Genomic DNA, 13,069 nt, shown 5'->3' with positions numbered 1-13,069 from the left:
CGAACTATTCAGGCCTGATGTTCTGATTCAATCGAAAGAAATTGGTCGGGTCGTATTGCTTCTTGATAGAAGCGAGGCGCGCATAATTGGCGCCGTAGGCATCACGCACGCGCTCGTCACCTTCATCACCGAGATTGTTGGCATAGACGCCACCGGTCGAGAATGGTCTGACCGCATTCCACAGGTCGCGCGCCCAGCGGGTATTTGCCTCGTCATCGGCCAGATCGTCCCAGATCGCGATCGGGAAGCAGTCAAAGGCCGCATCGCGATTGGCGTAGGGCGAGTGCGATGCGGGCACGCGAGCGATCGCGCCGCCCACCTGCTGGAAAACCAACAGAGAGGAGCGATTGGGAGCCCGCGCGTAAGCGTCGAGCAGGGCCTCGATCGCGCCATCGCTGATCTCCCGCATGAACTGCGCTTTCCAGTAATAGCGTCGCCCGCGTGGAAAGAGGCTGTCGGCGGCCGATTGGATCTGAAGATAAGGAATGGCTTGAAGGCGACTGTCGATGGGGGATCCGAATTTCATCAGCGGTGCGATGACTGGTTCGCCCGCTTCGGGCGACCCGACATAGCAAGCCGAGATGCTGAAGGCACGCTCGCCCGAGGGCAGCGTGACGAGCGCGGCATCGACGCTCACCTCGTCCGGTGCGTCGCGGGAGAATCCATCGTAAAACCGCATGGCCTCGCGCGCATGATCGTAATCGTGAAGCACCGAGCCCACGAGAAGGTTCGGGCTAAGCGGGTGCAGCCGGTATTCGAACGTCGTCACGATGCCGAAATTGCCCCCGCCCCCTCGCAAGGCCCAGAACAGTTCGGGATACTCGCTGGCGCTTGTTCGCAACAGCCGTCCGTCGGCCGTGACAATTTCAGCCGCGATCAAATTATCGCAACTCAGGCCGTGCTTTCGTCCGAGCTTGCCGAAGCCTCCACCCAGCGTGAGGCCGGCAATACCAGTGTCGCTGTTGACGCCCATGGTCGTCGCAAGGCCGTGGGCCAACGTGGCTGCGTCGAACTCGCCGAGGGTCAGACCAGCTTCGGCCCTGGCAATGAGACGCCCAGGATCGACTGCGATCTTCTTCATGCGTGATAGATCAATCACCATCCCATCGTCGCAGACGCACAGACCGGCGACGTTGTGGCCGCCGCTGCGAACCGCCACGAGACAGCCTTGTGACCTGGCATAGGTCACGGCATGGACGACGTCAGCGGGATCGGCGCAAAAGACAATTGCAGCAGGGTGTTTGTCTATCGCCCCGTTCCAGACTCCGCGCGCCTGGTCGTAGGTAGCGTCCGTCGGCAACACCAGTTCGCCCCGCAAGCCTTGCCGGAGCTGTTCAATCGCCGCACTCGGAGAGTGGGATCGGCCCAATAGCGCCTCGGTCTGTCGCGGAATCTCCATCGGTATCGCCCTCGGTTCTGGCAGGACCATGGTCTCACAGAAACGCAACCTTCTGCAAAAGCGAAATTCTTAGCTGCTAGATGAGAGGAACTCATCTACACTGCCGGCATGAGAAACTGCCCGCCTCTCCGCGCCTTGCACGCCTTCGAGGCCGTCGCTCGGCACGGCAGCTTCAAAGCCGCAGCGGCGGAACTCGGCGTGACGCCGACAGCGATCAGTCACCAAGTCCGCTTGTTGGAAGAGATATGCGGTCGCAAGCTGTTCCAGCGCCGACCGCGCCCGCTCGTGTTGACGGGTGCGGGAACGCGACTGTTTCCTATACTCCGCAACGGCTTTGATCTTCTCTCCGGCTCCCTTGCCGCAGTCACCGAGCCGGATTTTCAAGCGCCATTGCGGGTGACAAGCCCAAACGCTTTCGCGAGTCGATGGCTGGTGCCTCGATTGCCTAAATGGCGAGAGGCCAACCCGGCCGTACCGCTGGATATCATCGGGACGGACGCAGTACTCGATTTACGCGCCGGCGCCGCAGATGTAGCGATCCGCTACACACGTCGCTCGCCTTTGGGCTTTGCCGCGCAGGAGATATGCCGTGATTCCTTCTTTCCCATATGCAGTCCCCGATTATTGGCAAGCGACGGGCGAACGATTGAGCGTGCTGCTGATCTCCTGCGTTATCCGTTGATCCATTTCGACTGGATGAACCGGGATCCGGACGCTCCCACCTGGCCCCGGTGGCTAGCGACGGCGCGTTCAATCGATCCAGACCTAATCCCGCACAAAGCTTGGGATTTGAGCTTCCGCGAGGAACTGCATGCGATCGATGCGGTTGTCGCCGGGCAAGGCATTGCGATCTGTAGTGACGTCGTGGTTGGCCGTGAACTGGAAAACGGCTCGCTCGTCAAAGCGCATCAATTATCCTTGCCAGGCTACAGCTTTTATATCGTATGGATGCCCCACAGTCCGAGATCCGCGGTGATAGAGTCCTTCCTGGCGTGGATGAGAACCGTCGCATGAGACTGTCGAATCTGGGATGAGCCGCGCCAAGCTTGGCTCTCAAGAGGATGGGGCCATGGCAGCGAAGACGTCCAACAGATTTTCTTCCAGCCTTTTGACGGCGTGGGAGGAGGCGGCCGGAAACTCGCCGTGATTTCAGCAAGTTCCGGTCTGCTTCCGAGTGTCACTTTGGAGGGCTATAGCGTAGACATAGTTCTCATCATCACCTGCGACGGCGCGCCGAATTCATCCATGGACTATGGTTCGTTGATTGCGACAGTAGGGGAACAGGCGGAAACCAGTGGAGCCTGATTTGACCCATCCTCCTACCCATATCAAGCGCGCCTTAATCACCGGGGCCGGTGCGGCCGACGGCATCGGCTTTGCCATTGCCCGGCAACTCGGCCGTGCCGGCCACGCGGTTTTCCTCACCGGCGCCAGTGCGCGTGTGCTCGATCGCGCCGCCGAGCTTAGTGCCGAAGGCATCGATGCGAACGCCGCAATTGCCGATCTCACCAAAGCCGCCGATGTCGCGCGGCTGCGGGCGGATGTCGGCACGGTCGATATACTGGTCAACAATGCCGGCATGGGCTCGCTGGCATCGCCATCGGTCGACAAGGCGTTTCTAGCCATGACCGAGGCCGACTGGGATCAGGGGATCGACGTCAGCTTGAAGACCGCGTTTCTGGTCACCCGTGCGTTCCTGCCGGCGATGGTCGAAGCGGGCTACGGGCGCATCGTCAATGTGACATCGGTCACCGGGCCGCTGGTGTCTTTCGAAGGCACATCAGCCTATTCCGCCGCCAAGGCCGGCATGGTCGGCCTGACGCGCGCGCTGGCGCTGGAAGTGGCGAAAAGCGGCATTACGGCCAACGCCGTGGCCCCCGGCTGGATCGAAACGGGTTCGTCGAGCGAGATGGAGCGGCAAGCTGCCCTGCATACGCCGCCGGCGCGAGCCGGGCGACCCGACGAAGTGGCCGCAGCGGTGATGTTCCTGGCCTCGGAACGCGCCAGCTATGTCAACGGCGCCCTGCTGGTGGTCGACAGCGGCAACAGCCTGCAGGAGCGCAAGGGCTGAACGTCGATCGGCACATCCGCCAATCGGCGGGAACCAAACCGCTCAGCAGCGGTTTTCCCATGAAGGGACCGCAAACCTCAAGGGTGCGGAATAATGCACGACCATCTGGAACTGGAACTGGCGAGAGCCAGGCAGCGCGTCAAGCGGGCGGAAGTCTTTCTCAAGCGAGCGAACGAGATGCTGGACGAGGAGCGTGGCGTTGGCATCAGCCTTGCCCTGTGCTGCCGGATCAGATCCGAGCAAAAAAATGTGGCTGAAGCGCGCTCGCGCCTCCGCCAGATTGATCCCACCACACACTGATCATCCCATGACTATGATGCCCTTGGAATCTCCCGGCTGAGGGAACGGCTCAGGCCCGCGGCGCATCAGTAGCGTCCAGGTGGTTCCTCAAGACGCCTTGGCGAGGAAATTCCGATAGTCCGACTTGGCCTGCAGCAGGCGCAAGACATTGTCGCGCGATGCGCGCACATGGGCGCGGGCCAGGGTGCCGGCGCGGGCGGCGTCGCCGGCGCAGATCGCCTCGACAATTTCGGCGTGCTCGTCGCGGGCGATCTTCCATTCGTCCAGCCACAGGAGTTCTGTCCAGACATAATGCTGGCACTTGTCGAGGATGCCGCAGAGCATGCCGTGCAGCATGACATTGCCGCTGATTTCGGCGATGACGCGGTGCAGGTCGATGCCGACTTCCAGTTCCTGGAACTTTTCCCTGTTGGTGCGGTCCGGAATGGCGGCCAGCCGCTCGCATTCGACCAGCATGGCGCGCAGCCGCGCCTTGTCCTGTTCGGAGGCTGCGGTCGCGGCCAGTTCCGTCGCATGGCCATCGAGCAGTTCGCGGATCTCGAAGGCCTCGCGGAACATGTTGATGTCGAACTCGGTGACGACATAGCCCTGACGCGGCCGGCCGGTGACCAGGCCGTCGCGCTCGAGGCGGTTGAAGGCCTCGCGCACCGGGGTGCGGCTGACATTGAGCTTCGCGGCGATGTCGTTTTCGGTTACGCGCGAGCCCGGCGGAATCTGGCCGGTTACGATCATCGCCTTGAGCGAGGAATAGGCCGAGTCGCGCAACGTATTTTTGGTTTCCTTGGCCAAGCTTCCATTCCCAGTTCTCTCCGGTCTTTCAGCCGGAACACGCATAGCTGTAGTCGCAGTCGGCGTAATTTGCCACGTCTCCGACGAGGCCATCTCTCGCCATCTGTCCGGCACGAAGCGCGGACAATCCGATCGTGCAGGACGGTGTTGACATCGCCTATCCCCAAGCTACACTCAAAATTGTATACAAGATAGCATGCGAAATCAAAAACAAATGGGAACACCGGTTGGAGAGCCGAAAATGAACAGGACAAGAAGCGTTAGCGTTGTTGCGGTTGCCGGCCTCATTGCCTCGCTCGCTGCCCCCGCAATGGCGGGCGACACCATCACCGTTGCCTCGTGGGGCGGCACCTATCAGGAGGCGCAGACCAAGGCGTTCTTCAAGCCGACCGCCGATGCGCTCGGCATCACCATCAAGGAAGACACCACCAACGGCCTCGACGATGTGCGGCTGCAGGTGACCGGCAATGCGGTGAAGTGGGACATCACGGAGCTCGGCGCCGACGAATGCGCGCGCGGCTCGAAGGAAGGGCTGTTCGAGAAGCTCGACTACGGCATCATCGACAAGAGCGGCATCAATCCGAAGCTGGTCCATGACGACTGGGTCGGCATTTCCTACACATCGGTCGTGCTCATCTACCGGACCGATGTCTTCGGCGACAAAGGGCCGAAGACATGGGCCGATTTCTGGAACGTGGAGAAATTTCCGGGACGTCGCGCGCTGAGCGGCAGCCAGGCGACGGAAACGCTGAGCGTCGCGGCACTTGCCGAAGGCATTCCGATCGACAAGGTCTATCCGGTCGATATCGACGGTGCCTTGAAATCCGTCGACAAGATCCGCGGCCATATCGATGCCTGGTGGACCTCCGGCGCCCAGGCTATGCAGCTGGTCAAGGATGGTGAAGTCGACATGGCGAGCATCTGGAACGGCCGCGCCGGCACCTTGAAGAAGCAGGGTGCGCCGGTCAGCTTCTCCTTCGACCAGGGCGTGCTGACCGCCGACTGCATGGTCATTCCCAAGGGTGCAAAGAACAAGGAAGCGGCCATGAAGGCGCTGGCGATGTTCGTCAGCCCGCAATTGCAGGCCAATCTGCCGCTCTATGTCGATAATGGGCCGGTCAACGAAAAGGCTTTCGAGACCGGCAAGATCCCGCAGGAGAGGATCAAGGACATCAATTCGGCGCCCGAAAACGTCAAGAAGCAGGCGCTGCAGGACGCCGAGTTCTGGCGCGACAATCTGGTCGAGGCGACGGAAAAGTTCAACAATCTGGTCCAGCAATAGGCCGCGGCCACAACCCAAACCGCGGCAGGGCGGTGCTTCGCCCTGCTTCTGCCGCCTCAGCCTTCAGGAGACGATGATTTTGTCCATTGCGCCATCCGCGCTGCCGATCGGCATGCGCCGGATCGAGAAACGATTTGGCAGCGTGCCGGTGCTGCGCGACCTGAACCTCGATGTCGAAGCCGGCGAATTCCTGACGCTGCTCGGCCCTTCCGGTTCCGGAAAGACGACGCTGCTGATGATCCTGGCCGGCTTCGTGCGGGCCAATGCCGGCTCGATCAAGGTCGGCACCGACGAGATCATCACCACGCCGCCACACAAGCGCAACATCGGCATGGTGTTCCAGAACTATGCGCTGTTTCCGCATATGAACGTCTTTCACAACATCGCCTTTCCGCTGAAGCAGCGCGGCGTCGCCGCCGCCGAGGCGGCCGAGCGTGTCGAGAAGGCGCTCGATCTGGTGAAGCTGCAGGGCCTGGGCGAGCGCCGGGTCGACCAGCTCTCTGGCGGGCAGCGCCAGCGCGTGGCGCTGGCGCGCGCCATCGTCTTCGAGCCGCGCATCGTGCTGATGGACGAACCCCTGTCGGCGCTCGACAAGGGCCTGCGCGAGCATATGCAGATCGAGCTGCGCAGCCTGCACCGGCGGCTCGGCATGACCACGGTCTATGTCACGCACGACCAGCGCGAAGCCATCACCATGTCGGACCGCATTGCCGTCATGAATGCCGGCCGCATCGAGCAGCTCGACCGGCCGGAAATCCTCTACGCCATGCCGCGGACGCGGTTTGTAGCCGGCTTCATCGGCGAGTCGAACTTCATTCCCGTCGAGTGCCGCAACGGCTCCGCCTGGTACGAGGACAGGCGAATCCACACCGCAGCGCCGGCGCCTGTATCGGGCCAGCACCTGATTGTGGTGCGGCCGGAGAAGCTGCGGTTGGTGACAAGTGACGAACCGGCAAGCGGCGTCAATGTGCTCGATGCGACGCTCAGCGACATCATCTATCAGGGCGACAGCTTCGTCTGCTATGCAATGCTGCGCGATGGCCGCCAGCTAACGTTGCGTGACTATTGCCGCAGCGATGTGCTGGCCAGAATGCCTGCTCCCGGCCAGCGGATAAGCCTCGGCCTCGATGCGCGGGACACCGTCCTGGTGGCAACGGATTGATGAGCGCGCAGCCCGCCCTCATGGAAGAGACTGGCCGCGCGGATAAGGTCCTGAACACACAGGCGCTGCGAACCGATGCGCGGCGCGAGTCGTTGCGGCTGCTGGCGCTGCTGTCGCCAAGCCTGTTGCTCGTCTCCGCCATCATCATCGTGCCGATCGGCTGGCTGTTCTGGCTGTCGCTGTTCGACGAGGCCGGCGCCTTTAGTGCCGCCAACTATGCGCGCTTCTTCGAGCAGGCCTCCTACATCAAGACGTTCGTCACCACATTCAAGGTGGCCTTCATCGTCACCGGCGCTTGCGTGCTGCTCGGCTATCCCCTGGCCTATATGCTGTCGCAACTGCCGCGCCGGGCGGCATCGGTCTGCCTGATCTTCGTCATCCTGCCATTCTGGACATCGGTGCTGGTACGCACCTATGCCTGGCTTGTGATCCTGCAGCGCAAGGGGCTGATCAACAGCTGGCTGATCGACCTCGGCGTCATCAGCCAGCCGCTGTCGCTCGCCAACAATCTGTCGGGCGTCGTCATCGGCATGACGCATATATTGCTGCCGTTCCTGGTGCTGCCGCTTTACGCCTCGATGAAAACCATCGATACCGACTGCCTGCGCGCCGGAATGAACCTTGGCGCCGGCCCGGCCGCCACCTTCCGGCAGATTTTCTTTCCGCTGTCGCTGCCCGGCCTCGCCTCGGGCGTGGTCATCGTCTTCGTGTTGTGCCTGGGCTTCTTCGTCACGCCGGCGCTGATGGGCGGCGGCAAGGTGATCATGTGGGCGATGCGCATGGAACAGACCACCAGCCTCTATTCCAACTGGGGAGCGGGCGCCGCGCTTGGCGTGGTGCTGCTGGTGGTCACGCTGGCGCTTCTCGGCCTGTTCCAGTGGCTGCTCGGCGCGCGCGCCACAGGTGTGTGGAGTTCACGATGAGTGGGGATGTCGGCCTGCCGATCTCGCACCGGCAACGGCTGTGGCTCCATGGGCTCGGCGGCCTCGTGCTTCTCTTCCTGATCGCGCCATCGATCATCATCGTCATCATGTCGTTCTCGGACTCGACGCTGCTGCAGTTCCCGCCGCAGCAATGGTCGCTGCGCTGGTACCAGACCTATTTCCAGTCGGTGGAATGGCGCGATGCCACGATCGTCTCAGTCAAGGTGGCTGTCATGACAGTGCTCGTCGCGACACCGCTCGGCACCGCCGCAGCCTACGCGATCAACAGGGGTACGCTGCGCTTCAACGGCACCATCAACGCGCTGCTGACGGCGTCGCTGATCGTCCCGGTGATCCTGATCGGCATCGGCACCTTCTTCCTCTATGCGCGGATCGGGCTCAACAACACGCTGACCGGGCTGGTCATCGCGCATACGGTGCAGGCCTTGCCGCTGGTGGTGCTGACGGTGCTGTCGGGCCTGCGTTCCTACGACATGAACCAGGAGCGGGTGGCGCGCAGCCTCGGCGCCGGACGTGTCGCCGCCTTCTGGCAGGTGACCATGCCGCAGATCCGCTTCTCGGTCGTCTCCGGCGCGCTGTTTGCCTTCATCACCTCCTTCGACGAAGTTGTGGTTTCGCTGTTCATATCCGGCGGCGAGACGACGACGTTGACGCGCCGCATGTTCAATGCGCTGCGCGACCAGATCGACCCGACGATCGCCGCCATCTCGACCTGCCTGATCGTGCTCTCGGTCGCGCTGTTGTCGGTTGCGCAGATATTCGGGCGGCGGCATTGAATTCAGACGACCAATTCGCAGAAGTGACCAATTCGCAGATGTGACCAAGGGATATCCAGACAGAATGCGTGATTTCCAGTTTCCCGGCCGCTCGCCGGTTCGTGCGACGGAGGCGATGGCAGCGACCTCGCATCCGCTTGCCACCCTTGCCGCGATCGACATGCTGCGCTCGGGCGGCAACGCCATGGATGCCGCGGTCTGCGCCGCCGCGGTGCAGGCGGTGGTCGAGCCGCAGTCGACCGGCATCGGCGGCGACTGTTTCGTGCTTTACTGCCCGGCGGGACAAGGCAATGTGCTGGCCTTCAATGGCTCCGGCCGGGCGCCAGCCAAGGCGACAGTCGACTGGTATCTGGAAAAAGGCTTCGACCGCATCCCACTGCAGGGCCCGCATGCGGTCACCGTGCCGGGCGCCGTCGATGCCTGGAGCCGCCTGCTGGAGGATCATGGCCGCAAGGGCCTGGCCGAAGCGCTGGCGCCTGCCATCCACTATGCCGAAAACGGCTATGTCGTGCACGACCGCGTCGCCTTCGACTGGGCCGAACCCGAGACCGACCTTTCGGTCGACGAGCATGCCGCGCGCATCTTCCTGCCCGGCGGCAAGGCGCCGCAGGCCGGCGATGTCCACCGCCAACCGGAACTGGCGGCCACCTTGCGCATCATCGCCCGGCAGGGCCGCGCCGGATTCTACGAGGGTGCCGTCGCCGACGATATGGTGAGCCGGCTCAACGAATTGGGCGGGCTGCATTCGGCCGAGGATTTCGCCGCGACCAGAGGCGACTATGTGGCGCCGGTCAGCGCCTCCTATGGCGGCCATGACATCCACCAGATGCCGCCGAACAATCAGGGGCTGACGGCGCTCTTGATGCTGAATGTGCTGTCGGGGTTCAAGCTCGGCGGGCTCGACCCCAATGGCGCCGAGCGCCTGCATCTGGAGATCGAGGCCGGGCGGCTGGCCTATCGCGACCGCGACCGCTACGTCGGCGACCAGGATCATGTCCCGGTGCCGGTCAAGCAGCTCCTGTCCGGCGCCTATGCCGACCGGCTGCGCGCCGAGATCGACCGCGACCGCGCCATGACGCATCTGCCGCGCGTGGAATTGCCAGGCAGCGACACGGTCTACATCTCCATCGTTGACCGCGACCGCAACGCCGTCTCCTTCATCAACTCGACCTACTATTCGTTTGGCAGCGGCGTGGTCAGCCCGAAGACCGGCATCGTGCTGCAGAACCGCGGCTCGAGCTTCCGCCTCGATCCGGCGCACCCGAACGCAATCGCGCCCGGCAAGCGGCCGATGCACACGATCATGCCCGGCATGGCGACGAAGAACGGCCGGGTCGTGATGCCGTTCGGCGTCATGGGCGGCGGCTATCAGCCGTTCGGGCATGTCCACCTGCTCACCAACATGCTCGACTTCGGCATGGACCCGCAGCAGGCACTGGATGCCCCGCGGGTGTTCTACAATGATGATGCGGTGGAGGCCGAGCGTGGCATTCCCGGCGATGCGATCGAGGGCCTGCGCCGGCGCGGCCACCGCGTCACCGAGCCGCATCATCCGCTTGGCGGCGGACAGGCGGTTTTGATCGATTGGGAGAAAGGGACGCTGACCGGCGCCTCCGATCCGCGCAAGGATGGTTTGGCGCTTGGCTACTGAGGCGATCCGTTGTCCAATGGCGTATCCCATATCGAGCCAAGCCCGTTAGCGAGGCTCCCGCCAATAGTCGTTCGAAATCCAACCGGTGATCATGACCAGTATTGCAAATCCCAAAGACCTCTCCCGTCGTCTCGCCGCCGGCGCCGATGATGCGCCGGCGATTTCGGCGCCCGACAGGGCGACGCTCACCCATGGCGGTTTGCGCAACCTGATCGCCGACACGGCGAAACAGCTGAATGCGCGCGGCATCGGCCGAGGCGACAGGGTGGCCATCGTGTTGCCGAACGGACCCGAGATGGCCACCGCCTTCGTCGCGGTGGCGGCCGCCGCCTCGACGGCGCCACTCAATCCCGCCTACCGGGCCGACGAGCTTGATTTCTACCTGACCGACATCGGCGCCAAGGCGATCCTGGTCGCGGAGGGCGAGACCGGACCGGCGGTGACGGTGGCCGAACGCCTCGGCATCGGCGTGCTGCGGCTTGTCGCGCAGCCTGACGCGCCCGCCGGCAGCTTCACGATCGAAGGCGCGGCGGTCGCACCGCCGGCAGCCCCTGACATGGCGCAGGAGGGCGACATCGCGCTGCTGCTGCACACCTCCGGCACGACATCGCGTCCAAAACTGGTGCCGCTCAGCCATGCCAACATCGCGGCCTCCGCCGCCCACATCGGCGCGACGCTTGGCCTGACGGCCGATGACCGTTGTCTCAACATCATGCCGCTGTTCCACATTCACGGCCTGATCGCGGCCGTGCTGTCGTCGCTGGCGTCAGGCGGCAGCATCTTCTGCACGCCAGGCTTCAATGCGCTGCGCTTCTACCAGTGGCTGAGCGAGGCCCAACCGAGCTGGTACACGGCGGTGCCGACCATGCACCAGGCGATCCTGCCACGGGCGGCGCGCAATGCCGAGGTGCTGGCGGCAGCGCGCCTGCGCTTCATCCGTTCGTCCTCGGCGTCTTTGCCGGCGCAAGTGATGGCCGAACTCGAGGCGACCTTCGGCTGTCCCGTGATCGAATCCTACGGGATGACCGAGGCGGCGCACCAGATGGCGTCGAATCGGCTGCCGCCGGGCCAGCGCAAACCGGGCAGCGTCGGTGCCTCCGCCGGTCCGGACGTGGCAGTCATGGCGCCCGACGGGCGGCTGCTCGAGGCCGGCGAGACCGGCGAGATCGTCATTCGCGGGCCCAATGTGACCGCCGGCTACGAGAAGAACCCGGATGCCAACGCCACGGCTTTCGCGCATGGCTGGTTCCACACCGGCGACCAGGGCGTGCTGGACGAGGACGGATATTTGCGCGTCACCGGGCGGCTCAAGGAGATCATCAATCGCGGTGGCGAAAAGATCTCGCCGCTCGAGGTCGACGATGTGCTGATGGATCATCCGGCGGTGGCGCAGGTCGTCACCTTCGCCATGCCGCATGACAAGCTTGGCGAGGAGGTGGCGGCGGCGGTGGTGCTGCGCGACGGTACCATTGCCACCGAGGGCGACATCCGCCTCTATGCCGCGACGCGGCTTGCCGACTTCAAGGTGCCGCGCAAGATCCTGATCCTGGCAGAGATCCCCAAGGGCGCGACCGGCAAATTGCAACGCATCGGCCTCGCCGCCAAACTCGGGCTTTGACGATGAAGATCACCATCTTCGGCGCTGGCGCGATCGGCGGCTATCTCGCGGCCAAGCTTGCCATCACTGGGCGGACCGATCTTTCGATCGTCGCGCGCGGCGCCCATCTGGAAGCGATCAAGGCAAATGGCCTGCGCCTGATCGAGGATGGCCGGGAAATTTCGGTCCCCGTCCGGGCCGCCGCCAAGGCAGGGGAACTTGGCGCCCAGGACTATGTCGTGCTGGCGCTGAAGGCTCACTCCCTCACGTCAGCCCTCGACCAGATCGCGCCGCTGCTTGGGGACCACACATCAGTCGTCACCATGCAGAACGGCGTGCCGTGGTGGTATTTCCATGGCGTTGGCGGGCCGCTCGAAGGCACTAGGCTGAGCGCAGTCGATCCCGGCGGCGCGATCTGGCAACGGATCGGACCGCAGCGCGTCATCGGCTCGGTCGTCTATCCCGCCGTCGAAGTCGACGACCCCGGCCTCATCCGCCATGTCGAGGGCAAGCGCTTCTCGCTCGGCGAACCCTCCGACGAGCGCAGCGAACGGGTCACGCTTCTGGCCGACGAAATGGTCAAGGCCGGCTTGCAGGCGCCGGTGCGCGACGACATCCGCAGCGAGATCTGGGTGAAGCTGTGGGGCAATCTCTCCTTCAATCCGATCTCGGCGCTGACCGGCAGCACGCTGGCGGCGATCGTCGCCGATGAGGGCACCCGCACGCTCGCCCGCACAATGATGCTGGAGGCGCAAGCGATCGGCGAAAGCCTCGGCGTGCGTTTTCCCATAGCGGTCGACCGGCGCATCAAGGGCGCCGGCGATGTCGGCGGGCACAAGACCTCGATGCTGCAGGATCTCGAGCGCGGGCGGCCGATGGAAATCGACGCGCTGGTGACGGCCGTCCAGGAACTCGGCCGGCTGACGGACAGACCGACGCCGACCATCGACGCCGTGCTGGCGCTGGTGCGGCGGCTGGCGGTGGAGCGCGGGTGTTATGGCTGAGGGGCGCGGAGCGTCTAGGCCTTGAAGCCGCTGCTCTGTCCCAATGATGTGCAGGGGCGCGCTCTGGTTGATGGCGGCATCCGCTGCAACGGCT

General features: G+C 63.9%; 12 protein-coding genes. 10 read left to right on the top strand and 2 right to left on the bottom strand.

The features are described from left to right. Positions 1 to 4 precede the first annotated feature (4 nt). Positions 5 to 1,399, bottom strand: coding sequence for an FAD-binding oxidoreductase (locus tag NKI20_RS09880; RefSeq protein WP_352728272.1), 1,395 nt, complete (start codon positions 1,397 to 1,399; stop codon positions 5 to 7). A gap of 135 nt (positions 1,400 to 1,534) precedes the next feature. Here NKI20_RS09880 and NKI20_RS09875 point away from each other — a divergent pair, with 135 nt between their 5' ends. The 3 genes from NKI20_RS09875 to NKI20_RS09865 all read left to right on the top strand — a co-directional run bounded on the left by NKI20_RS09875 (position 1,535) and on the right by NKI20_RS09865 (position 3,770). Beyond that, positions 1,535 to 2,413, top strand: a complete 879-nt coding sequence (locus tag NKI20_RS09875; protein ID WP_352830156.1) for a LysR substrate-binding domain-containing protein — start codon at positions 1,535 to 1,537, stop codon at positions 2,411 to 2,413. A gap of 292 nt (positions 2,414 to 2,705) precedes the next feature. After that, positions 2,706 to 3,470 carry an SDR family NAD(P)-dependent oxidoreductase gene (locus NKI20_RS09870; RefSeq protein WP_352830154.1) on the top strand — a complete coding sequence of 255 codons (765 nt, stop codon included), beginning with the start codon at positions 2,706 to 2,708 and terminating at the stop codon, positions 3,468 to 3,470. 93 nt (positions 3,471 to 3,563) lie between these two features. Next, positions 3,564 to 3,770 carry a hypothetical protein gene (locus NKI20_RS09865; protein ID WP_023761350.1) on the top strand — a complete coding sequence of 69 codons (207 nt, stop codon included), beginning with the start codon at positions 3,564 to 3,566 and terminating at the stop codon, positions 3,768 to 3,770. Between the two features lie 87 nt (positions 3,771 to 3,857). Here NKI20_RS09865 and NKI20_RS09860 read toward each other — a convergent pair whose 3' ends face one another. After that, the gene (locus tag NKI20_RS09860; RefSeq protein WP_352830152.1) at positions 3,858 to 4,559 is read right to left on the bottom strand and encodes a GntR family transcriptional regulator; all 702 of its coding nucleotides are present in this window, start codon (positions 4,557 to 4,559) and stop codon (positions 3,858 to 3,860) included. A 241-nt stretch (positions 4,560 to 4,800) separates the two neighbouring features. Here NKI20_RS09860 and NKI20_RS09855 point away from each other — a divergent pair, with 241 nt between their 5' ends. The 7 genes from NKI20_RS09855 (at position 4,801) to NKI20_RS09825 (ending at position 12,975) form a co-directional block, all read left to right on the top strand. Then, positions 4,801 to 5,841, top strand: a complete 1,041-nt coding sequence (locus NKI20_RS09855) for an ABC transporter substrate-binding protein (protein ID WP_352830150.1) — start codon at positions 4,801 to 4,803, stop codon at positions 5,839 to 5,841. A gap of 79 nt (positions 5,842 to 5,920) precedes the next feature. Then, on the top strand, positions 5,921 to 7,003 hold the full coding sequence (locus NKI20_RS09850) for an ABC transporter ATP-binding protein (RefSeq protein WP_352830285.1): 1,083 nt from the start codon (positions 5,921 to 5,923) through the stop codon (positions 7,001 to 7,003). Continuing rightward, on the top strand, positions 7,003 to 7,926 hold the full coding sequence (locus tag NKI20_RS09845) for an ABC transporter permease (RefSeq protein ID WP_352830148.1): 924 nt from the start codon (positions 7,003 to 7,005) through the stop codon (positions 7,924 to 7,926). The genes NKI20_RS09850 and NKI20_RS09845 overlap by 1 nt, the downstream gene beginning before the upstream one ends. Beyond that, on the top strand, positions 7,923 to 8,723 hold the full coding sequence (locus NKI20_RS09840; RefSeq protein WP_352830146.1) for an ABC transporter permease: 801 nt from the start codon (positions 7,923 to 7,925) through the stop codon (positions 8,721 to 8,723). The genes NKI20_RS09845 and NKI20_RS09840 overlap by 4 nt, the downstream gene beginning before the upstream one ends. A gap of 64 nt (positions 8,724 to 8,787) precedes the next feature. Next, on the top strand, positions 8,788 to 10,374 hold the full coding sequence (gene ggt / locus NKI20_RS09835) for a gamma-glutamyltransferase (protein WP_352830144.1): 1,587 nt from the start codon (positions 8,788 to 8,790) through the stop codon (positions 10,372 to 10,374). Between the two features lie 91 nt (positions 10,375 to 10,465). Continuing rightward, positions 10,466 to 11,992, top strand: coding sequence for an acyl--CoA ligase (locus NKI20_RS09830; protein WP_352830142.1), 1,527 nt, complete (start codon positions 10,466 to 10,468; stop codon positions 11,990 to 11,992). A gap of 2 nt (positions 11,993 to 11,994) precedes the next feature. Next, complete coding sequence (locus NKI20_RS09825; RefSeq protein WP_352830140.1) at positions 11,995 to 12,975, top strand: 2-dehydropantoate 2-reductase; 981 nt, start codon at positions 11,995 to 11,997, stop codon at positions 12,973 to 12,975. The last annotated feature ends 94 nt before the right edge of the window (positions 12,976 to 13,069 follow it).

The organism is Mesorhizobium sp. M0830 (assembly GCF_040319965.1).
Classification (GTDB): domain Bacteria; phylum Pseudomonadota; class Alphaproteobacteria; order Rhizobiales; family Rhizobiaceae; genus Mesorhizobium.
The sequence above is the reverse complement of the archived record's forward strand: the minus strand, read 5'-3'. Positions and strand labels throughout refer to the sequence as shown.

What these genes read in the sequence shown, in the direction of transcription:
- NKI20_RS09880 (WP_352728272.1), bottom strand. Translation starts at nt 1,399, where the DNA reads ATGGAGATTCCGCGACAGACCGAGGCGCTATTGGGCCGATCCCACTCT.
- NKI20_RS09865 (WP_023761350.1), top strand. Translation starts at nt 3,564, where the DNA reads ATGCACGACCATCTGGAACTGGAACTGGCGAGAGCCAGGCAGCGCGTC.
- NKI20_RS09855 (WP_352830150.1), top strand. Translation starts at nt 4,801, where the DNA reads ATGAACAGGACAAGAAGCGTTAGCGTTGTTGCGGTTGCCGGCCTCATT.
- NKI20_RS09845 (WP_352830148.1), top strand. Translation starts at nt 7,003, where the DNA reads ATGAGCGCGCAGCCCGCCCTCATGGAAGAGACTGGCCGCGCGGATAAG.
- NKI20_RS09840 (WP_352830146.1), top strand. Translation starts at nt 7,923, where the DNA reads ATGAGTGGGGATGTCGGCCTGCCGATCTCGCACCGGCAACGGCTGTGG.
- ggt (WP_352830144.1), top strand. Translation starts at nt 8,788, where the DNA reads ATGCGTGATTTCCAGTTTCCCGGCCGCTCGCCGGTTCGTGCGACGGAG.
- NKI20_RS09830 (WP_352830142.1), top strand. Translation starts at nt 10,466, where the DNA reads ATGACCAGTATTGCAAATCCCAAAGACCTCTCCCGTCGTCTCGCCGCC.
- NKI20_RS09825 (WP_352830140.1), top strand. Translation starts at nt 11,995, where the DNA reads ATGAAGATCACCATCTTCGGCGCTGGCGCGATCGGCGGCTATCTCGCG.